Here is a 20319-nt window from a genome sequence, read left to right on the forward strand (position 1 = left end):
CCCCGCAGCTCATCTTGGAGACGAGGCGGGGGACTACATCCACCGTTGACCCCATTCGTGAATGGACTCAATGACGGGACGCAGATCTTTTCCTTTTTCCGTTAGGGTATATTCGATGCGAACAGGAATCTCCGGATACACTTTCCGTTCCAGAATTTCCAATTCCTCCAGTTCTTTTAACCGCTCGGACAACATTTTATCGCTCATTTGAGGAACCATTTCCCGGATGTCTTTAAAGCGTACCGCACCGCGCAACAGAACATGGAGGATCAAGCCAGTCCAGCGTTTTCCCAGGACGTTGATCGCCCCTTCGTATTTCGGACACATGTGTTCGCCAGCAAAATCCTGATTCATGACGAGTCACCTCTACCAAACATGTTTGAATTGATCTTTATTGTAGCACATGGACTTGAAAAAAGTAAGTAACATAAGTTTACCCTTGCATTTCTACTCATGTTCGCCTAAAAGCGGATAGGCTATGCACCCAATAAGCGGCAGGTCCAAGCCTGTTTCCCGTGAGGCTGTGCCAATGCCGGGGAAGGTGCACATACACTATGAAAAAGAGAGAAGGGATGAGTGCGGGTATGTCACCCAAAAAGATCATCGGCATCTTGGCTTGGAGAGAGGGGAAGCGCTTCGGAGAACCGGAGTATCTAAGCAGGCTGGTTCATGCGGGTCACTTGCTGGGGGCTGAGATATTTGTTTTCTCCCATCAAGACGTGTTTGCCAGTGAAAAGAAAATCAGAGGATTTGTCCCAAAGGAGTCAGGGGGATGGGAGAGCCGCTGGTTTGCTTGGCCGCAAATTGTAATCGATCGGTACCGCAGACGCGTACCTGAATATATGAAGCTGCGACACGGCGGGCTTTTTGATTTTGCCAATAGCCCTTTCAGCAAAAAATGGCGGGTTACCCAGCTGCTCGCAAAGGATGCACGGGTGAAGCGGTGGATCCCGGAGACACATGTCTATGCTCCCGCCACCTTGAAGACGATGCTGGAAAAGCATCCGATTCTTTATGTGAAGCCCGGGAATGGCACAGGAGGCAAAAGCATTCTGAAGGTGGCGGCGCGCGGCAGCAAGTATCAACTGTCTGGACGCGACAAGAACTATGCCCGCAAAACGGCGAGCCTATCGGATCCTGAGGAAGTCGGAAAATGGGTCAAGCGCTGGGTAAGCGAGCAGCGCATTCGCGACGGCAATTTTTTGTTGCAGCAAGGACTGGATTTGGAGCTTGTACCCGATCGTGTCACAGATGTGCGCCTGTTGATCCAAAAGGATAAGATAGGCGAATGGCGCGTGACGGGATGCGCTGTCCGGGTGGGCGAGAAGGGGAGCTCGACGTCCAATTTGCACGGAGGAGGCAAGGCCCTTCCCTTTCATCTTTTGGTTTCCAGGCGCTTCGGCGAGGAACGGGCTCAAAAGATTCTTCAGGAATGTCACCATATGGCCCATCAGGCAGCGATGGTTCTGGAAGAGCATTTTGGCCGCATGATGGAATTCGGGCTTGATATCGGGGTAGATGTGAAGGGATGCTCGTGGCTGATCGAGGTCAATCCAAAGCCTGGCCGGGAAGTATTCCAGCAGATGGGCGCACTGGATTTATACGCGGAGGCCATTTGCAGACCCGTACAGTATGCCTGTTACCTGATTGAGGAAAAAACGAAGAGCCTGACCAAAGAGGTGGAGCTGATCTCGCGCCGGCGAAGGTAAGGCTGACCTTGCTGCGCTTTTTGGCTCTATGGCGACAAGTGGGGAACCGACACTGATGACCCATTCGCCTACCTTGGTATGGGCGGAGTTGCCTAAAGGCAGTGGGAACAGCTTGCAGTCTGCATCGATTTTGATCACGGCGTAATCCCGCACACGATCGGACAGAATCCGTTGTGCTTCAAATACACGCCCGTTAAACAGCTTGACGTAAATGTTTTTGGATTTACCGATGACATGCTCACTGGTCAGGATGTACCCTTTGGGATGAAAAAGGAAGCCTGAACCAAAGCTGCGCTCCGTGGTGGATGGTGTTTCTTCTTCATTAATCAGGCTGCGAATCAAGGAATCCATGTTTTTGGAATGGGGAGCGTCCTCGGTGACGATGGAGACCACTCCCTCTTGGACTCGTTCCACGATGGGCACAAAAAAGTTGAAGGGATGCAAACTGCTGCTGCTCACGGGGTACTTTACCCGCGTATAATGGGACCATTTTTTACTTTTCACCGATTTCTCCCCCTACAGCAGATAGGTATGTATCATCTTATGGGGAGTGGATTGTGGAGGGAAGCCCAATTTTCCTAGCTTCGAGCATATATCACTGTTTATATATCATTATTTTTGATTGATATAATAAAGAAATAGCATTGGTATAATTATTAGAATCGAATTATAATACATTTAGTTAAAGAATATTTTGAACATAAAGGCTGCGCGGATACTCGCAAAGCGTAGAGAATCGATCTGCCCGAGCCGACACAGAGAGAAAAGAAAAGAACGGTAATGGAGGATGCGAAGAGATGGATGTAAAAACGATCATACTTGGCTTTTTGAGCTATGGTGAGATGAGTGGGTACGATATAAAGCAGGCATTTACCAACAGTATTGGCTTCTTTTATGATGCAAGCTTCGGGGCGATTTACCCGGCTCTGCGCAAGCTGGAAGAAGAAGGATACGTGACGAAGCAGGAAATCATTCAATCCGGCAAGCCAAACAAAATTCTGTACCGCATTACAGAGCTCGGAAAAGATACCTTCCTGCAGGAGATTCAGACGCCGATCGTTCCTGCTGTTCTCCGCTCCGATATGCTGGTTAAAATCTTCTTCGGAAAGAGCCGCAATGAAAAGGAACAGAAGGAATTGATGGAGAGCTGTATCGAAGTCCAGCGCCAGGTCTTGCAGCAAAGCCTTTCTACCTTTAAAAAGCTGGAAGCCTCTTTTGACGAGTATCAGCGCTTTTGCTGGGAATATACGATTCACCATTTGGAATCGACGATTGCGTTCCTGGAACAAAAGTCGTCTACTCTGCTGAAACAGCCCGCTTACTCAGGTTCTTTCTAACTGGAAAAGCCAAGTATCTGTGAATGAAAAAGCGAAGTACCCGGGGAGGGGTGCTTCGCTTTTTTTCTGGATCGCTGTTTACTTCAGGTTTTCCGGATTGAGGCACTCGAGCTCAGGAATCACAAAGCGTCCATCCTTGCGAATCAGACGATCATCAAACCAGATCTCTCCGCCTCCCCATTCAGGGCGCTGGATCATAACGAGATCCCAGTGAATGGAGGATTTGTTGCCATTGAACGCTTCGTCGTAGGCTTGGCCAGGGGTAAAGTGGAAGCTGCCATCGATTTTTTCGTCAAACAAAATGTCTTTCATCGGGTTTTGGATGAAAGGATTCACTCCAATGGCAAACTCCCCAACGTAACGAGCGCCTTCATCTGTATCGAAAACCTCGTTGATTTTCTCCGTATCGTTGGCAGTAGCCTCGATGATTTTGCCATCCTTGAAAGTCAGCTTGATATTGTCGTAGGTGTAGCCTTGGTACGGCGAAGGAGTGTTGTAGGAAATCGTTCCGTTTACCGAATCGCGCACAGGCGCTGTAAACACTTCTCCGTCCGGAATGTTGGCGTTCCCTGCGCATTTGATGGCAGGAATTCCTTTGATGGAGAAAGTCAGGTCGGTGCCAGGACCAGTCAGGCGGACTTTGTCTGTCTTTTCCATCAGCTCGACCAGGCTGTCCATCGCACTGTCCATTTTGCCGTAATCCAACGTGCACACCTTGAAATAGAAATCCTCGAAGGCATCCGTGCTCATGTTGGCAAGCTGCGCCATGGATGGATTCGGGTAGCGGAGCACGACCCATTTCGTTTCGGGGACACGTACGTCCAGAACCGGACGCATCAACAGCTTGGAGTACAGCTGCATTTTATCACCAGGTACATCTGCCAGCTCGCTGATGTTATCGCCGCCACGGATTCCGATGTAGCAGTCCATTTTTTTCATAAAGGAGACATCTGCATCGCGCATGACACCCAGCTGCGTTTCATTTGCTCCAAGCAGAAGCTCACGCTGGATCGTTTGGTCGATCAGTTGTACATAAGGGTGGCCGCCTGCTTCATACACTTTGCGGATGACGGCTTTCACCAAATCATGAACTTGACCGATCGCGTAAATCAGTACGTTTTCACCGGGCTGCACGGTAGTAGAATAGTTCACCAGCACATCTGCCAATTGCTCGATACGCGAATCTTTCATAGGAAGAGTATCCCTCGCTTTCCATATCATTCAGTATGTATTGTACACAACACGCACACAAAAAAGCTACCCACGTGAATGGGTAGCGTGCGTAGAAACGCGCTTAACAGGATTCGGTTTTAATGTATATGCAGCACCTTACCTAAATGTTCCTGGTTAATCCAGGCTGATTTATTCGCAGCCGCATCCTACAATTACCAGCAGGATGAACAAAATCAGTACAAGAGTGAATCCATCGAAACCGCCGTTAAAAATGCTACTCATATGAGAAACATCCTCCTTTAATGTGTTAAGCCTCTTGTGCTTACACCCATAACATATGGGTTTTCGCACAGCGCCGATACGGGCATATGCCCATTTTTAGGAAGATTCTTTTGGAGGGCGGCCAAGATTTCGAATCTGTAAGCGTTTCGATGTTTATTATTCTGAAAAGCAGGAAAAGCTAGAGGATACCAAAAGACTTTGCAATAGCGAAAGGATGTTAAATACATGCAAAGATCATTGTCCAGCCTCCAACACGATCTCGTACCCATCACCATTAATGTAGGGGAAGATTTTAAATCCATCGTCTGGAAAGCGCAATACGATATGGATTTCAATACGGAATGTCTGTTTTGCTTCTCCGAGCGCATTACCGGGTACCGAGTAGAAGATGAAGCAGGCCACGCAGGCAAGGTCGCTGTTTGCCCTCACTGTGAAAAAGTGAATGCGATTTACGCCTGACCTGCCTTGAAAACCAAGGGAAATGACCTGAAAAAAGCGGTGCCTCCACAAGGCATCGCTTTTCTTTATCTGCCTCTGTATCCACCATGTACCACTTAGGGTTTAGCAGGATTGAAGAAGAGTTTCACGAATAGTACAGAGGTATACATATGTGGAATAGAGGTGAAAAGATGCAGAAGAAATGCAGCCGCTGCGGAAAAGACATGGAAATCGTGCTGCGCAACGTCGTGTACCGCAAACGGGTCAAGATCATGAACGTACCGGTGCACGTCTGCGTGGACGACTGCTGCGCCCATTCCCAGGTGGTTGATGTGATTAAAGACGATCTGAAATCACTGATGGAGGACTTGGGGCAGCATCCTGAGCGTCAGGCGATCGAATTCGAAGAAATGTCAGAGTTATCCAATATATTGGTTTTGGTTGCCAATGAAGGTCTGGACTCATCCGTACGTGAAGTCTTGGGTGAGCGGGTTAACGAGCTTTTGGACTTATTCCTATTGGCACAGTCATTGGGAGACGAGAGCTGGATGCTGGAGTTGCGCGAAAGACTGACAAAGATCATGGTGTAAACGAAGGGGGAGGGGCGCCGGAAGAGGCGTCTTTTCTTTTTGCACATGTATTTCTCCTGCACCGGCAACGTAGACTTTCAGCTGCCTGTTTCTGTATACTGAAAACCACAGGGTAGATGAAAAGGAGAGATACAGCGTGGCACAAAAACAGCTTACCTCCACGGAGGATTTGAATCAGTTTGTCGCAGAGACCGGAAAAAGACTTTTGTTTAAACACAGCACGACTTGCCCGATCAGCGCAACGGCGTATTCCGAATTCCAGTCGTTTTTGCAAGAGCAAAGCGTACCTGCAGCAGTGATTCACGTCATCGAAGACCGCCCCGTTTCCAATGCAGTCGCAGAGCGCTTCGGGATCAAGCATGAATCGCCGCAAATCTTCTTGTTGGATGATGGACAAGTAAAGTGGCATACGTCCCATTGGAAAATCACCAAGGATTCCATCACGGAAGCAGTAAAGGCCTAATTAGCGAAAAGAGCTGTCAACTCCAAGGAGTGAGCAGCTCTTTTTTCATGCAGTAGAAATGAATGCGATTCCTAGCCGGTATTTGGGCAGCCGATCAAAAATTCGGGCAAGGCACGGCTTACTGCCTTTGGTATAAAGGTGCGGTGAACCTTTTTACTCCCAGTACAATTCCAGCTTGTCTCCGCTTTTTAGCTCCGTTTGGAAAGAGGCGACCTCGCCGTTTACCAGCATGACAAATCCCGAGATGCTTTCGCGATCCGGTTTTTCTAGCGAGAAGTCGACGTAACGGAACACGTCACTGAAAACGGGAATGGTGGCTGGGGCAGATTTAACCGTAATGACGGCTCCATCTTCGACCACATCCACGTCCTGTACGGTACGACCATCCATCGTTATCGTCACTTGGGCTACAGGGATCACGACCCGCTCCCCATTGAAGTGAACGGTAATGGACTCCTGCACCCATTCCTCGAGAGGGATCACCTCGCGAATAGGGGGAAGGGATACCTCTTCCAGTCGGTAGGTCAGCTCATCGCCTTGACGGATAGAATCCGATGGCGTGGCAGGCTTTCCGTTGACCTCCAGCGTGACAGTACGGGAAGGAAGCGTGTAAGTATGGCCGTTCACACTGAACTGGTACGGAGTCGTTTTCTGCTCCGAGCTGTCAACTACCCCGCAGATCTGCAAGGCTTCGCCAACTGTTCGCGGCAGCCGAATCTCTACTTCGCTGCGATCTGGCACCTCAGTATCAAGGGATTGCGGCTCCCCGTTAATGAGGATAACGGGTCCAAGAGACAGGGGCCGATCGTTGCAGCGTATTTCCAACGTGTCCAGCTGGTCGAGCAGGTCCTTGGCGGTTGCCTGAGCATCCGTGCCGTTCTCTCCTGCGACAACGACGATGGTATCTCCATCCTCCAAGGGGGCATCCAGACTGGAAGCCTGTCCGTTCTTTTCGATGACGGGCGGCGTCCCGTGCTTGCCTGGTATCATCTTCATTCTGCCATTGATCGTCACGGTCATCGCCAGTCCAGGGCGTCCATAGAGTCGGCGAATGTCCATGCCAGCTCCGATCAAGGCATCGCCCAGCGTCATTTTCCGCAGGTCAAAAATTCGGATAGGCATATCGTTGACAGTCACCGTGACGTAGCGCAAAGGATGGCGACGAGCCGCCACCGCGATTCCGACCGGTGTAACAAACTCAGGTCCTCCGAGCAGTGGATGATCGCCAACGTACTGCTTGATGGCATCTCCTCCACGGACGGCAACGCGAGCGGCTGGGATATTGAGTACCTGCGCCACTTTTGTTGTCAGCCCGGGTGTGAGGCTGCCGCCGCCAATCAGCATGACAGCCTGCGGTGCTTTTCCGTTCAGCTCGAGAATTTTAAAGGCGATTTTTTCCGCCAGCAAATGAATGTCCGACTCAATCGCGGCAGTGACCTCTGCGCAGGGCAAGGTCTGCTCCACTCCCAAAATGTCAGTGAAAGTAACGGTTTCGTGTGTGGACAGAACTCGCTTGACCTCTTCCGCCATCGGAAAATCGAGCAGGTATGCATTCATCAGCGCGTCCGTGATCTCGTCTCCGGCTACCGGAACCATGCCATAAGCGGTGATGGCTCCTTCCTCGGTCAAGGCGACGTCGGAGGTGCCCGCTCCGATATCTACGAGGGCGATATTCAGGCGGCGCATTGTTACGGGGATGAGCACATTGATCGCGGCGATCGGCTCCAAAGTCAAAGCCTGCATCTCCAGATCACAGCGCTTCAAAGCGGCGATCAGGGAGTCGACAACCACGCGAGGCAAAAAGGTAGCAATGACATCTGCGCTGGCTGTATCCCCGCGCTGATCGATCAAGCTGCCGATCAACTCGCCATCGAGGTGGTAGTTGACCACGCTATACCCGACGCAGTAATAACGGGTAACGTCCTGATCCTTCAGCTCCTGCGCCAGCTCGGCCTGGGCCTCCTGCACAGCAGCGAATTCCAGCGTGAGCACATCTTCACGATTGATAAAGGCATGACGGGCAAGCGGCATGTCCGTCCGTACCCGACGAGTACGCAAGGAACGTCCTGCGGCTGCAACAGCTACCTGATGAAGCGGTCCGTACTTTTGCTCCAGCTCCTCTTTGATTTGCTGGATGACTTTGGCTACCGCCACGATATCGTGGATTTGCCCATCGAGCATGGAGCGCTCGTCGTGCTCTCTGATCGCACAATCAAGAACGCGGTATTGCTCACCGATCGCTTCCACGATCAGTCCGACTACGCTGCGTGTTCCGATATCTAAAGAAAAAATCAGCTCTGATTTGGCTGTTTCTGTATGCGCAGACAAAGGTAAGGTCACTCCTCGTTCTGGATGAATACCATGCAAAATATGTACATCTATCCAATTTATTCGACTTCGATCAAGGAGAATCCTGTCGAATAAAGGAATCTTCTGCGCGTTGACCAATATTTACAATTTACTTTCGCGCTTTTTGGCGCTAAACTGCTGACAAGGGCATTTGAATCGATTATAATAACCCTAATTTATCGAAAAGTACCCGTAGTGGCTGATCAGAAAACCATACTGAACTGGGCTTTTGGGCAATGCCTTCGTTGTACTTAGGTAAATGAGGTTTTTATGAAATCTTATTTGCAAATAAAAAGAGGAGAGTGGAGAGTCATGGCACACGATTTGATTGATAACATGCGCAAACAGATTGACGAAATCAACCTGCAAATTCTCGATCTGATCAACAAGCGCGCGACCCTGGTACAAGAGCTGGGCAAAGAAAAAGAAAAACAGGGCAGCAACCGATTCGATCCAGAGCGCGAGCGTCAAATGCTCAACCAGCTGGTAGAGAACAACAAAGGCCCATTCAATGACAATACAGTTCGTCATCTTTTCAAACAAATCTTCCAAGTATCCCTCGAGTTGCAAAACGACGATAAGAAGAAGGTTTTGCTCGTCAGCCGCAAAAAGCAGGCGGAAGATACAGTGATCACGGTAAAAGGCGTCGAGTTCGGTGCCGGCAATCCGATCCTGATCGCAGGTCCTTGCTCGGTAGAAAGCTATGAGCAAGTAAAAGCAGTCGCGGAGAACCATGTGAAGCGCGGTCTTCGTACGCTTCGCGGCGGAGCATACAAGCCTCGCACGTCCCCATACGATTTCCAAGGTCTGGGTGAAGAGGGCCTGCAAATCCTCAAGCGCATCGGCGATGAGTACAACCTCGTTACCATCAGCGAGATCGTGACGCCAGCTGACCTGGAAATGGCGAGCCAATACATCGACGTGATCCAAATCGGTGCACGCAACATGCAAAACTTCGAACTGCTGAAAGCAGCTGGTCGTCTGAACAAGCCGATCCTGCTGAAACGCGGTTTGTCTGCAACGATCGAAGAATTCATCTACGCTGCAGAATACATCCTGTCCGAGGGCAATACGCAAGTCATGCTGTGTGAGCGCGGGATCCGCACCTATGAAAAAGCGACTCGCAACACACTGGACATCTCGGCAGTACCATTGCTCAAGCAAGAAACGCACTTGCCAGTGTTCGTAGACGTGACACACTCTACTGGTCGTCGCGATCTGCTCTTGCCTACCGCAAAAGCGGGTATCGCTGTCGGATCTGACGGTATCATGGTCGAAGTTCACCCGGATCCAGACGTGGCTTTGTCCGATGCCAAACAACAGCTGAACATCCCAGACTTCAACAAATTTGTTGACGAGCTGCTCGCTTCTGGTCTGTACAAAGGTGAAGTAGTCGCTGCACGCGGTTAATTTGAAAGCGTAAAGTGTAGTCGGAGGTCTTTCCTGCACGCAGGAGAGGCCTCTTCTAATTTGACGAACAGATGGTGAGCAAGTAAGCTAGACTTACGTGCTGTTAAGGCAGAAGGGGGATGTGCCTGATGAATGAACACGACCAATGCTGCTCGGCTGAACGTTCGACGATGCGTTCTGACAAGATCAAGTCAAACCTCGTGTCCCGTCTCAATCGCGTGGAGGGCCAAATTCGCGGGATTCGCGGAATGGTAGAGAAGGATGTGTACTGTGATGACATCCTGAACCAGATCGCGGCAGTCCAATCCGCGCTGAACGCAGTGGGCAAGATCCTACTCGAGGGGCACATGCGCAGCTGTGTCATGGAGCGGATTCAGCAGGGCGACGAGGAAGTCATTGACGAGCTCTTGAAAACGATGAATAAATTAATGAAGTAACGCGTATAGAGACAAGCTAAAAACAATTGCAACCACGTACAGCTTGTCGTATCATAGGTGCATATATTTATGAAAATGATTATGAAAACCATTAAATGGGGAAAGTGAGGGTGTGTGATGCCGGTTACGATCTACGACGTGGCTAGAGAAGCGGGGGTTTCGATGGCGACCGTGTCCCGGGTTGTCAACGGAAATCCCAATGTGAAGCCGTTGACCCGGAAAAAAGTATTAGCTGCAATTGAACGTTTGGGATATCGTCCAAATGCGGTAGCGCGAGGACTCGCCAGCAAAAAGACAACAACGGTCGGTGTCATTATCCCGGATATCTCCAGTTTGTTTTTTTCAGAGTTGGCGCGAGGGATTGAAGACATCGCGACCATGTACAAGTACAACATCATTTTGTGCAACTCCGACCAAAGAATGGAAAAGGAATTGCAATTAATCAATACATTGCTGGAAAAACAGGTGGACGGGCTGTTGTTCATGGGTGCGGAGATCAAGGAAGATCATTTGCAGGCGCTCACCAGCACATCCGTACCAACCGTTCTGGCAGCGACTCGCGATGCAGATAACGCACTGCCATCCGTCACGATTGATCATTTCCAAGCGGGATACGATGCGACAAAAGCTTTGATCGACCGCGGTCACAAACGTGTCGCGATGATTACTGGACCGCTGAATGATCCACTGAGTGGTCTGATGCGTTTTGAAGGCTACAAAAAAGCGTTGGTTGACGCGGGAATCGGACTAAATGAAGACCTCGTTGCTAACGGGAACTTCTTCTACGAGTCCGGTCTGACAAAGACAAAACAGTTTCTGCAGCTGTCGGAACCGCCTACTGCGATTTTTGCCGCAAACGACGAGATGGCGATCGGAGCGATTCATGCGATTCAGGATTCCGGTTTGAATGTGCCAAACGATGTGGAAGTGATCGGGCATGATAATATCCGCCTGGTTGAGATGGTACGTCCGCGTCTGACCTCTGTGGTGCAGCCGATGTATGATATCGGAGCGGTTGCGATGCGCCTGTTGACCAAGTACATGAACAATGAACACGTGGAAGAGCATGTCGTATTGCTGCCACATCGAATCGAATACAGAGAAAGCACCAGACCCGAGCAAGAATAAGACGGGCAGATTGGACGAGCAAGAGGAGGAAATTAGGGATGCGGATCGGCATTATTGGTGCGATGGATGAAGAAATCGCGCTGTATTTGGAAGCCATGCAGCAGACGAAGCAAACCGTAAAAGCGGGCATTACTTACTATGAAGGCCAGATGGAAGGCAAAGAGGTCGTCCTCTGCAAATCGGGAGTAGGAAAAGTCAATGCTGCGGTTACTACTCAGATTTTGATCGACACGTTCCAGGTGGATCGGGTGATCTTTACAGGGGTTGCGGGTGCCGTGCATCCAGCGCTGAATATTGGGGATATCGTCGTTTCGACAGATTGCATCCAGCATGACATCGATGTATCGCCACTCGGCTTTGCGCCAGGTCAGATTCCGTTTACGGAGCAATGGGTCTGGAAAGCCGATGAAGAGTTAATGCAGCAAGCGATCGCTGCTGGTCAAAAGCTAGAGGCAGATGTGCAGGTAGTGAGCGGACGCATCCTGTCCGGCGACCAGTTCGTTGCCAGCCGCGAAAAAGTGCAGTGGCTGTATGAGCAGTTTGAAGCGCATTGCACGGAAATGGAGGGCGCATCTGTCGGACAAGTTTGCGCGATGAATGATGTGCCATTCGTCGTCGTGCGCTCCATGTCAGACAAGGCGGATGGTTCTGCGCATGTCAACTTTGTGGAATTTACAAAACTCGCCTCCGAGCGATCCTATGCGATTGTCCGCAATATGCTGACAGCAGCTTCGGAAGGCTCTTCGGTCATCGTTTACTCCACACAGAACTGCATTGACTGCAATCTGGTCAAGCAATGGCTGACTGCCAAGGGACTTGCTTTTGAAGTGCGCGATGTCATGACTAGCCGCGCCTATCAGGAGGAAGTGGAGCGCTTTGGCTTCATGGGTGTTCCTGTGACAGTCGTCGGCGACAAAGCGGTAAAAGGGTATCAGCCAGCTGAGCTGGAGCAGCTCGTGAGCAGCCTGTCATCCAACTAGCCTTTGGCAACGAGGTGCTCATAGCGACCAGCATACACAAAGAGAAGCGTACAGGTTTTCGTATCAGAGGGATACGGGATCTGCACGCTTCTCTTTTTTTAGGAGACAAACCATCATGACTCAGAGGAGATCGGCGCATACATCATGGCGCGCTCCAACGTTACTAGATTCTTTTGGGTGATCTCAGCGCGTCGTGGGATGGCAGGGAATGGCTCGTCAAACAAGCGCTTTGGCAATACCAGCTCAGAGTGAGACTGCCAGCGCTCTGCCCAGGCAGCGGGTAGTGGCCCGTCGGTCAATGGCTGGTCTGTCATCTCGCTCCACAGCAAGGTCCAGGCGCGAGGGACGACCCGCCAAATATCATAGCCTCCACCGCCAACTGCAATCCATTTCCCCCCGCACAGCTCATGGGCGAGCTGGTGCGCCAATCGAGGGATCGCCTGATAGATTTTCATGGAACAGGACAGATGGGTGAGAGGGTCAAAGGCATGGGCATCGCAGCCGTTTTGGGTCAGTATGACGTCGGGCTTGAAGCCGTGGGCAAGCTTGGTCACCAGCTCCTGATAAATCGAAAGAAACGAGTCGTCTTCCGTAAAAGCATCAAGCGGAACGTTGACGGAATACCCGTAACCGCTTCCATCGCCACGTTCGGTCAAATTGCCGGTACCAGGAAACAAGTACTTTCCCGTTTCGTGCATGGAGACGGTAAGTACGTTCGGATCGTCGTAAAAGGCCCATTGGACGCCATCCCCGTGATGGGCATCTGTGTCGATGTACAGGACGCGTGCGTTCCACTTTTTGCGTATGTAGGCAATGGCAACAGAGCAGTCGTTGTAAATGCAAAAGCCAGAAGCCCGACCCCGAAAAGCGTGATGAAGTCCGCCAGCCGGATTGAAAGCATGCTCTGCTTGACCGTTCATAACGAGGTCTACGGCATTCAAGGTGCCTCCGGCGATCAGGGAGGCGGATTCGTGCATATTCGCGAAGCAGGGAACATCCTCGGTACCCAGCCCGTAGCTGGCAGCGAGAGGGAGCTCCGTATCGCTATGGCCTTGATCGCGGACAAACTGGATGTAGCGGGAATCGTGTACCAGCTCCAGCTCTTCATCCGTAGCGAAGCGGGGAGGCACGATGTCCGATTCGTCCAGAAGGCCGTACATGCTCATCAAGTCATGCGTGAGCAGCAAGCGGCGTTGGTTGAAAGGATGCTCGTCATGGAAGTAGTAGTTTGTATAATCTGGCGAGTAGATGAGGCGGGAGTTGCGACTCAAAGAAGGCTCCCTCCTTCTTTTGGCCAGACGACGGTGAAGCCTTTGTCGGTCAGCTGCTGAATCAGAGGGCGTGGATCGATGGTCTGTGCGCGGAAAACCAGATTTTTTTGTGGTGGGTTCTGAGCTGGATAGACCAAGACACTGCAAATGTTGACATGCGCATCCCGGAAAACCTGGCTGACTTCGGCAAGAGCGCCAACACGATCATCGACCTGCACCTCGATATGGGAGCTTGGCCGGTTGACACCAAACAGCTCAATCAGACTGGAAAACAAATCGGATTCGGTAATCATTCCGACGAGCCGTTCGTTCTCGACAATCGGGAGAGACCCGATTTTATGCTCATAGACTTGGGCGGCTGCATCCTCGATAAAGTCGAGCGGATGGGCTGTGATGACTTGCTTGCTCATGATGTCCGAGACGGGCTTTTGCAGAATCATGTCATCATCTTCGTGGGTCAGCAAATGAGAGGGGAGAGCATCGCGCAAATCACGGTCCGAGACGAGCCCCACCAGCCGCTCTTCTTCTAGTACGGGCAAATGCCTGATCCGATTGGTACGGAGCAACAGGAGTGCTTCCCCGATAGAAGTGGAAGGACTGACCGTGATTACCTTTTTCCGCATAATATCCTCAATACGCATGAGAGAAGCCTCCTTTTTTCTCCGAGAGGGTGTCGATGTTTCTAATAAAGAAAGCGATTTTGAAAGCGCATCCCATCAAAAGCTTCGACGGATTCAGGGGGAACGCGCTTGCCGATTTTGGCCATCAGGCAGTTGGCAGGGTGGGAGCAGATTTCCGGATCATCAGTCGCCATCCAGACCATGCCGACACTTCCCATTACCTTTTCCATCACTTTCCGATACTGCCACACATCCAGGCCAGTCCCTTTCAAATCCCAGTGCCAGTAATACTCAGTCGTAATGATAATGTAGTCCTCCATCGCGTCATCTGCAAAGGAGACCTCCAGCAGCTTTTTCGCCACGCCGCCAGCTCTGATCAAATGGCTGATCTCAATGGCCCCCAGCTCCAGAAGATCGGGCAGCTGCGCTTGTGACCAGCGCTCGAGCGGGTCTGGATGGAGAAACGTCACATACCCAAGAACGAGATCGTCTTCGCGGGCGACAATGATGCGGCCCTCAGGAAGATCAGCAATTTCAATCAGAGCCTGGTGCTGCTGCTCGGGAATACGAAAAGCTTTTAAGCCATCATCGAAGCGGTAGGAGGCGAGCTCACTTCCCGAAATAGGGCCTTCAATCAACAGTTCTCTTCCGTTCACAATCGTCTTTAGCGAGTGGTAACGCTTGACGTGTTCCATCAGATCCCTCCTCGTGCTTGTAGAAAAAGAGAGATGGCACATAAGACCATCTCTGCTTCTTCTTTTACGTTATTCGGAGCCGCTGGCAGTTACATTGTTGGAATGTGACGATTCTCCGTAACTATTCACGGCTGTGATGTAGTAGCTTCCATTTTTCAAATCGGTGGTATGGGTGTAGCTTGTGCCAGATACGGTATCGATGAGCAGGAAACCGCTTGTTGCATCCGGCTTGAAGTAGATATTGTACGCAATGACTTGCTCAGCTGCCGCATTTGCTTTCCACTGCAGCTTCACTCCGCCTCCCGCAGAATGCAGGGACAGCGACTTCGGTGTCGACGGAGGATTCGTGCTGCTTCCGCCGTCTCCTGGAGAAGCTGTGTTTTGGCCATCATTTGGCATGGTCGTCCCAGGAGTGCCAGGTTCATTCGAATTACTTGGGATATCCGTATTGCCCGTTTCTGTATTCGGGTCTGGGAGCTGCCAAGTATGTGACGAAGAACCACTCGTGGCAATCGCTGACGGCTGTGATTCCTGACCTGTGACATCAACAGCTGTCACATAGTAGCCGACGTCGCCCAAGGCCGCTCCTGTATCGGTAAAGGTCAATACAGATGGATCCTTGACGGTGCCAATTCGGGTAAAGCTATTTTGACTGTCAGCCCGATAGATGCGATAGCCGAGGAGATCGGCTTCCTTAGCCGACTGCCAGGTGAGCACATGCTGTTGCCCGCTGCTGCTTGCAGCCACGCCAGTTGGTGACTGCGGAGTGCCGGAGACATCGGTGCGTGGATCTTCCAGGTCCGGAAGTCGATTTTCCCAGTCAGGCGGGTGAATGGCCACTTTTTTATTTTTCGCCTGAATCTGCTCCTTGGTTGCGAGCGGGTCGGGCGAGCGATAGAAGATGCCCTCTGTGACAAAGTCATCCGGTGTGCCTTCCTTCGCGAGGTAACGCTCATCATTATAGGTGACGATCCGCGCTTTTTGATGCGAGTCGTCGACCTTGGTAGGAACGAAGCGGCGGTTGAACAAGTCGGTGATGACGTGTCCGGCCTCTTTGGAAAGCTCGCTTGGCAAAAGGCCTGATTTCGAGTCAACGGTCGCGCTGACGATCCCTTCCGGCTTCTTGAACGTGTCAGTCGGAGGAGAGAGGTTCGGCTGTTTCTCGATGATCTCCTTCATGACTTTACCCCAGACGACCATCGGGACATACTTGTCGGCGTCCGGCATCGGGTACGGCTCATCAAAGCCTACCCAAACGCCCATGGACAGCTGCGGCGTGTAGCCAACAAACCACAAGTCGTTGCTGCTGTTGGTCGTACCGGTTTTGCCTGCGACGTCCACTTTTTTCGGAACGTATTTGCGGATGTGCGTACCAGTACCGGCATCGACAACATCGCGCATCATATCGGTGATCAAATAAGCGGTTTGTTCGCTGTACACTTGAACGGGCTGCGACTCATGCTTGTAAATGACCTTGCCCGTGCTGTCCTCAACGGAGTCGATGAGATAAGCGTCCACGAAGGAGCCGTGGTTGGCGAAGGTGGCGTAAGCATTTGTCATTTCCTCAACGGTCGTTCCGTATGTAAGTCCGCCGATTACCCCTGTAGAGGCGTAATTATCCGCATCCACCAGCGTGGTGATTCCCGTCTTTTTCACATACTCGAGTGCGGTCGGAATGCCTACCTTGAGATAGGTTTTGATGGCTGGAATGTTCCAGGACATCCGCAAGGCTTCCCGTGCACTCATGATTCCTTGCCATTTGTTGTTCCAGTTCATCGGCAGGTGAGTACCGTTCTGACCGTCTGCCAGCAAAACAGGTGAATCGTCGAGCGGGGAAGCAGGCTGCAGAATGCCCAGCTCAAAGGCAGGAGCGTAGGCTGCGAGCGGCTTCATCGAAGACCCCGGCTGACGAGGTACGGTGGCGTGGTTGGTTTGTTCCACTTTAAAGTCGCGTCCACCGATCATGCCGAGAATGGCCCCTGTCTTGTTGTGGATCAGCATTGCGCCGACTTCTTCCAACGCATTCTCGATTTTTTCTGTTTTGCCGTTCGAGCGGCGGATCGTATACGAACGGTTTTTTCCGAAGTTTTTCGGGTCGTTCGCGACGGCCTGCATGGTCGCGTACACGTTCTTATCGATTGTCGTATGAATTTTGTACCCGTTGCGGAGAATATCGCGGCGCTTCTCTTCTACAAGCTGGCGATACTCATTGCGGCCAACAGAGTCTTTGTCCCTGCCTTTTTCCTTCAGGTCAGCATCGACCAGCTGACGCGCTGCCCTGTCCTCGATTTCCATCATGAGGAAAGGAACTTCTCGATACGCTTGCTCCGTTGGCTTGGCGAGCGCGGTTTTGAGATCCGCTTTGCTCGCTCCATCGTACTGGGTCTGGGTGATGTATCCATTTTCCAGCATCCGATCGAGAACCATCTTTTGGCGTTCTTTTCCGCGCTCATAGCCCTCATTTGTAAACGGGGTATAGGCGCCAGGGTTTTGAATCATCCCAGCTAAATAAGAGCTCTCGCTGAGGTTCAGTTCTTTGACATCCTTGCCAAAAATCCCTTTTGCGGCTGCTTGTACACCATAAACGTTGGAACCGTTCGCATTTTTCCCAAAGTAGATCTCATTCATGTAAGCTTCCAAAATCTGATCTTTGGAAAACATGCGCTCGATCCGCAAGGCGCTGAAAATCTCCTTGGCTTTGCGGGAATGGCTTACTTCCGCCGTAAGAATCGTATTTTTGACGAGCTGCTGGGTGATCGTACTGCCTCCAGTTACCACGGGCTGATTGGTAAAATCCTGAATGGCGCCGCGGATGGTGGATTGCAGCACTACCCCTTTGTGATGATAAAAGTTTTTGTCTTCCGTTGCGATGATTGCGTTGATCAAATAGGGAGAAACGTCTGCTTTTTTCACCAATCGCCTGTCGCCTTCTTCTGCTCGGAGTTGTCCGATCAAAGAGCCGTCATTGTAATAGGCAAATCCAGTCAGATAGTTCGTGAAAATCTTCTTTTCGAGTTCCTCCTTGTTGCGCACAGGCTCGTCTTTCACCAATGCGGCTACATAACCGGTCACGATTCCTCCTGCAACGACGCCTCCCATTACTCCCAGTAAAAACAGCAGCTGAATGGCAATCCAGATCATTCGGCCGCGGCTTCTTCGGCGTTTTTTCTTCGTCGGTTCAGAGGAAGAATTGTGGCTGTTCGACATAGTCTATGACCCCCTAGCATACACCCTGATTATACCATAGGAGGAACCGGGAGGATAGAAGCTGAGACGACAAGAGGAGAGGTCAGAAACCGTCGAAAAAAGGAAAAAAAGAGGGGATCTGCTCAGCAGCGTCAACTACTGGGCAGGCACCCTCTTTTCCTGTAGAAGTACCGTCATCCAACTGTTCGAGCTTTATACCTTCTGTGAGATCGGGAACCAGCCGGGTGTATGGAGGATAGCATGCCAGAGTGGATCTGGAATGTCCAAGCGGGCCTGATCGTTTTTATCGATCTCCACCTGAATGTCGGCTTCTTGCCCATTCTGCACCTTTTCGACCCACTCAGGCTCGATGATCAGCTCACGGCCAAGAGCGAGCAGCGGGACACCTGTTGCAAAAGCTTGGAGGGCTTCGTCCGCTGTACGGATGGAGCCAACTCCCATGACGGGAACGCGACTTGCGACTTGCTTTTGGATCAGTTCAAGTCGCGTTTCCGAACGAGTTCCTTCAGCGCTGCGCGGTGTGGACCAGAAATTCATCAATGATACGTGCAGATAATCAAGCTCTTTTTGAGCGAGTGCGTCTGTGAGAACGAGCGTATCTGCCATCGTGATTCCCGGTGTTTCCGCCTCTTCCGGAGAAAAGCGGTATCCGATCAGGAAAGGCTGCTTTGCGTGCGCGGCGACGACACGCTTGACCTCGTCTACGACGGCGAGTGGGAAACGCATACGCTTTTCCAGGCTTCCGCCCCAGTGGTCATTGCGGCGGTTGGCGTGGGGAGAGAAAAATTGCTGGACCAAATAGCCGTTGGCACCGTGAATCTCGACGCCATCATAGCCTGCTTCAATGGCACGGCGTGTCGTTTCCCCAAAAGCCTTGATGATGTCCTGGATTTCCCCATCTGTCAGCTCGGAAGGGACAGGGGCACCCTGCTGCTCTGCGGCTACTGCACTTGCGCTTACCGTTTTTCCATGGGGGACGAGCTCAGGGGGACTCATCCGACCTGCATGAAAAATTTGCAGCACTGCTTTGGCTCCCTGCTCCTTGATTGCTGTAGCCAAGGAACGCAGGCTAGGGATCATTTCGTCGCGGTCTCCGGCAAATTCGCCTGGGAATCCCTTGCCGTTTGCGGTGACGTACGTGCAAGCGGTAATGACCATGCCGACGCCCCGCGAACGGCGGGCATAGTAAGTGAGCTCGCCTTTGGAGACGGTGTCATCTGGATTGCCGGAGTAGGTAGTCATGGGGGCCATGACCAAACGGTTTTTCACTTCTACACCACTGCGGAAGCGAAATGTATCGAAGAATGGCTGGTATTTTGGATTCATGTGCTGCTCTCCCTCATTTCTGCGTGAGAATACATACAAATGATGCCCCTAACATTCTTCCCTATTTGAAAGAGGAAGTACGTCCCAAATGAGCAGGACGGTTAGCAGGAGCACCGATGTTTTACAATTATAGGGAGAGTACTAACTGTGGTCAAGGTAATAACTTTTTGAAAGTGCAAGACGGAGAACGGGTAGCTTCGGACACCGATGAGGAGATGGCTTTCGAGCCTAGACTTGCCAAATAAAAAAAGAGTAGGCCGACGAGCGGCGCTACTCTTTTTTTCAAGTCGATTAACGGCTGTAGAACTCAACGATCAGAACTTCGTTGATTTCAGCTGGCATTTCTTCACGGTCAGGCAGACGAGTGAAGGTACCTTCAGCAGCAGCATCGTTGAAAGTTACATAGTTAGGCAGGAAGTTGCGGCCTTCCAGGGAGTTCTTGATGATTTCCAGACCACGGGATTTCTCGCGGATGGAGATCACATCACCTGGTTGAACACGGTAAGATGGGATGTTCACTTTTTTGCCGTTTACCAGGAAGTGACCATGGTTTACCAACTGACGAGCAGCTGGGCGAGTTGGAGCGTAGCCCATGCGGTATACCAGGTTGTCCAGGCGGGATTCCAGCAATTTCATGAAGTTTTCACCCACTACGCCAGCCATTTTGCTCGCGTGGTCGAAAGTGCGGCGGAATTGTTTTTCGTTCAAGCCAAACATGTGGCGCAGTTTTTGTTTTTCTTGCAACTGAATTCCATACTCGCTCAGTTTACGACGGTTGTTGTGACCGTGTTGACCTGGAGGGAAGTTGCGTTTGATGTCTTTTCCGGTACCATCGAGGGAGATACCCAGACGACGGGCCAGTTTGTGACGAGGTCCTGTGTAACGTGACATGTTTTCATTCTCC

The 20319-nt window shown here is 51.2% G+C and carries 20 protein-coding genes; 9 read left to right on the forward strand and 11 right to left on the reverse strand.

The genetic code is table 11. The features are described 5' to 3' along the window. Window positions 1–33: 33 nt before the first annotated feature. Window positions 34–354: a winged helix-turn-helix transcriptional regulator gene (locus EDM59_RS25330; RefSeq protein ID WP_092268787.1), complete on the reverse strand. Its 321-nt coding sequence runs from the start codon at window positions 352–354 to the stop codon at window positions 34–36. Window positions 355–584: 230 nt separating this feature from the next. On the opposite strand from EDM59_RS25330, the gene EDM59_RS25335 reads away from it, so the two are divergent. After that, entirely contained in the window at window positions 585–1709 is a 1125-nt protein-coding gene (locus tag EDM59_RS25335; protein WP_122926263.1) for a YheC/YheD family endospore coat-associated protein, read from the forward strand. Here the strand turns inward: EDM59_RS25335 and EDM59_RS25340 are convergent. After that, window positions 1599–2213: a trypsin-like peptidase domain-containing protein gene (locus EDM59_RS25340; protein WP_122926173.1), complete on the reverse strand. Its 615-nt coding sequence runs from the start codon at window positions 2211–2213 to the stop codon at window positions 1599–1601. The genes EDM59_RS25335 and EDM59_RS25340 overlap by 111 nt on opposite strands. Window positions 2214–2506: 293 nt before the next feature. Between EDM59_RS25340 and EDM59_RS25345 the strand changes: the two genes are divergently transcribed. Continuing rightward, window positions 2507–3046, forward strand: coding sequence for a PadR family transcriptional regulator (locus EDM59_RS25345; protein WP_122926175.1), 540 nt, complete (start codon window positions 2507–2509; stop codon window positions 3044–3046). Between the two features lie 78 nt (window positions 3047–3124). Here the strand turns inward: EDM59_RS25345 and EDM59_RS25350 are convergent, their stop codons facing one another. Together EDM59_RS25350 and EDM59_RS25355 are read right to left on the reverse strand one after the other, a co-directional pair. Next, window positions 3125–4237, reverse strand: a complete 1113-nt coding sequence (locus tag EDM59_RS25350) for an aminopeptidase (RefSeq protein ID WP_122926177.1) — start codon at window positions 4235–4237, stop codon at window positions 3125–3127. Window positions 4238–4408: 171 nt separating this feature from the next. After that, window positions 4409–4501, reverse strand: a complete 93-nt coding sequence (locus tag EDM59_RS25355) for a YjcZ family sporulation protein (protein ID WP_092268797.1) — start codon at window positions 4499–4501, stop codon at window positions 4409–4411. A gap of 225 nt (window positions 4502–4726) precedes the next feature. On the opposite strand from EDM59_RS25355, the gene EDM59_RS25360 reads away from it, so the two are divergent. The 3 genes from EDM59_RS25360 (at window position 4727) to ytxJ (ending at window position 5992) form a co-directional block, all read left to right on the forward strand. Continuing rightward, window positions 4727–4960: a hypothetical protein gene (locus EDM59_RS25360; protein WP_092268799.1), complete on the forward strand. Its 234-nt coding sequence runs from the start codon at window positions 4727–4729 to the stop codon at window positions 4958–4960. Window positions 4961–5130: 170 nt separating this feature from the next. Continuing rightward, a complete protein-coding gene (locus EDM59_RS25365) occupies window positions 5131–5529 on the forward strand; it encodes a hypothetical protein (RefSeq protein WP_122926179.1) in 399 nt (132 codons plus the stop codon). A gap of 136 nt (window positions 5530–5665) precedes the next feature. Then, complete coding sequence (ytxJ, locus tag EDM59_RS25370; RefSeq protein WP_122926180.1) at window positions 5666–5992, forward strand: bacillithiol system redox-active protein YtxJ; 327 nt, start codon at window positions 5666–5668, stop codon at window positions 5990–5992. 153 nt (window positions 5993–6145) lie between these two features. Here ytxJ and EDM59_RS25375 read toward each other — a convergent pair whose 3' ends face one another. Continuing rightward, a complete protein-coding gene (locus EDM59_RS25375) occupies window positions 6146–8320 on the reverse strand; it encodes a cell division protein FtsA (protein WP_122926182.1) in 2175 nt (724 codons plus the stop codon). A 333-nt stretch (window positions 8321–8653) separates the two neighbouring features. Here EDM59_RS25375 and EDM59_RS25380 point away from each other — a divergent pair, with 333 nt between their 5' ends. From EDM59_RS25380 to EDM59_RS25395, 4 genes are all read left to right on the forward strand, one after another. Beyond that, a complete protein-coding gene (locus EDM59_RS25380; RefSeq protein ID WP_122926183.1) occupies window positions 8654–9751 on the forward strand; it encodes a bifunctional 3-deoxy-7-phosphoheptulonate synthase/chorismate mutase in 1098 nt (365 codons plus the stop codon). 128 nt (window positions 9752–9879) lie between these two features. Next, window positions 9880–10188 (forward strand): metal-sensitive transcriptional regulator, encoded by a 309-nt coding sequence (locus tag EDM59_RS25385; RefSeq protein ID WP_092268811.1) that lies wholly within the window; start codon window positions 9880–9882, stop codon window positions 10186–10188. A gap of 117 nt (window positions 10189–10305) precedes the next feature. Further along, window positions 10306–11316: a catabolite control protein A gene (ccpA, locus tag EDM59_RS25390; RefSeq protein ID WP_092268813.1), complete on the forward strand. Its 1011-nt coding sequence runs from the start codon at window positions 10306–10308 to the stop codon at window positions 11314–11316. Window positions 11317–11354: 38 nt separating this feature from the next. Then, entirely contained in the window at window positions 11355–12296 is a 942-nt protein-coding gene (locus EDM59_RS25395) for a 5'-methylthioadenosine/adenosylhomocysteine nucleosidase (RefSeq protein ID WP_122926184.1), read from the forward strand. Window positions 12297–12409: 113 nt separating this feature from the next. On the opposite strand, the gene EDM59_RS25400 is transcribed toward EDM59_RS25395, so the two are convergent. The 6 genes from EDM59_RS25400 to rpsD form a co-directional block, all read right to left on the reverse strand. Next, entirely contained in the window at window positions 12410–13567 is a 1158-nt protein-coding gene (locus EDM59_RS25400; RefSeq protein WP_122926185.1) for an acetoin utilization protein AcuC, read from the reverse strand. Then, a complete protein-coding gene (locus tag EDM59_RS25405; protein ID WP_122926186.1) occupies window positions 13564–14208 on the reverse strand; it encodes an acetoin utilization AcuB family protein in 645 nt (214 codons plus the stop codon). The genes EDM59_RS25400 and EDM59_RS25405 overlap by 4 nt, the downstream gene beginning before the upstream one ends. Window positions 14209–14249: 41 nt before the next feature. After that, on the reverse strand, window positions 14250–14882 hold the full coding sequence (locus EDM59_RS25410) for an N-acetyltransferase (RefSeq protein WP_122926187.1): 633 nt from the start codon (window positions 14880–14882) through the stop codon (window positions 14250–14252). Between the two features lie 69 nt (window positions 14883–14951). Beyond that, on the reverse strand, window positions 14952–18089 hold the full coding sequence (locus EDM59_RS25415; protein ID WP_122926188.1) for a penicillin-binding protein 1A: 3138 nt from the start codon (window positions 18087–18089) through the stop codon (window positions 14952–14954). Between the two features lie 192 nt (window positions 18090–18281). Continuing rightward, window positions 18282–19415: an NADH-dependent flavin oxidoreductase gene (locus EDM59_RS25420; protein ID WP_122926189.1), complete on the reverse strand. Its 1134-nt coding sequence runs from the start codon at window positions 19413–19415 to the stop codon at window positions 18282–18284. A gap of 291 nt (window positions 19416–19706) precedes the next feature. Further along, window positions 19707–20306: a 30S ribosomal protein S4 gene (gene rpsD / locus EDM59_RS25425; RefSeq protein WP_092268826.1), complete on the reverse strand. Its 600-nt coding sequence runs from the start codon at window positions 20304–20306 to the stop codon at window positions 19707–19709. Window positions 20307–20319 lie beyond the last annotated feature (13 nt).

Origin of the sequence: Brevibacillus nitrificans, assembly GCF_003710965.1 — a bacterium.
In the GTDB taxonomy this organism is placed as follows: domain Bacteria; phylum Bacillota; class Bacilli; order Brevibacillales; family Brevibacillaceae; genus Brevibacillus; species Brevibacillus centrosporus.

Excerpts from the sequence above, each read along its gene's own strand:
- ccpA (WP_092268813.1), top strand. The coding sequence starts at position 10,306 with ATGCCGGTTACGATCTACGACGTGGCTAGAGAAGCGGGGGTTTCGATG.
- EDM59_RS25345 (WP_122926175.1), top strand. The coding sequence starts at position 2,507 with ATGGATGTAAAAACGATCATACTTGGCTTTTTGAGCTATGGTGAGATG.
- EDM59_RS25355 (WP_092268797.1), bottom strand. The coding sequence starts at position 4,501 with ATGAGTAGCATTTTTAACGGCGGTTTCGATGGATTCACTCTTGTACTG.
- EDM59_RS25405 (WP_122926186.1), bottom strand. The coding sequence starts at position 14,208 with ATGCGTATTGAGGATATTATGCGGAAAAAGGTAATCACGGTCAGTCCT.
- EDM59_RS25415 (WP_122926188.1), bottom strand. The coding sequence starts at position 18,089 with ATGTCGAACAGCCACAATTCTTCCTCTGAACCGACGAAGAAAAAACGC.
- EDM59_RS25330 (WP_092268787.1), bottom strand. The coding sequence starts at position 354 with ATGAATCAGGATTTTGCTGGCGAACACATGTGTCCGAAATACGAAGGG.
- EDM59_RS25395 (WP_122926184.1), top strand. The coding sequence starts at position 11,355 with ATGCGGATCGGCATTATTGGTGCGATGGATGAAGAAATCGCGCTGTAT.
- EDM59_RS25360 (WP_092268799.1), top strand. The coding sequence starts at position 4,727 with ATGCAAAGATCATTGTCCAGCCTCCAACACGATCTCGTACCCATCACC.
- EDM59_RS25335 (WP_122926263.1), top strand. The coding sequence starts at position 585 with ATGTCACCCAAAAAGATCATCGGCATCTTGGCTTGGAGAGAGGGGAAG.
- EDM59_RS25350 (WP_122926177.1), bottom strand. The coding sequence starts at position 4,237 with ATGAAAGATTCGCGTATCGAGCAATTGGCAGATGTGCTGGTGAACTAT.
- EDM59_RS25365 (WP_122926179.1), top strand. The coding sequence starts at position 5,131 with ATGCAGAAGAAATGCAGCCGCTGCGGAAAAGACATGGAAATCGTGCTG.
- rpsD (WP_092268826.1), bottom strand. The coding sequence starts at position 20,306 with ATGTCACGTTACACAGGACCTCGTCACAAACTGGCCCGTCGTCTGGGT.
- EDM59_RS25385 (WP_092268811.1), top strand. The coding sequence starts at position 9,880 with ATGAATGAACACGACCAATGCTGCTCGGCTGAACGTTCGACGATGCGT.
- EDM59_RS25420 (WP_122926189.1), bottom strand. The coding sequence starts at position 19,415 with ATGAATCCAAAATACCAGCCATTCTTCGATACATTTCGCTTCCGCAGT.
- EDM59_RS25380 (WP_122926183.1), top strand. The coding sequence starts at position 8,654 with ATGGCACACGATTTGATTGATAACATGCGCAAACAGATTGACGAAATC.
- EDM59_RS25410 (WP_122926187.1), bottom strand. The coding sequence starts at position 14,882 with ATGGAACACGTCAAGCGTTACCACTCGCTAAAGACGATTGTGAACGGA.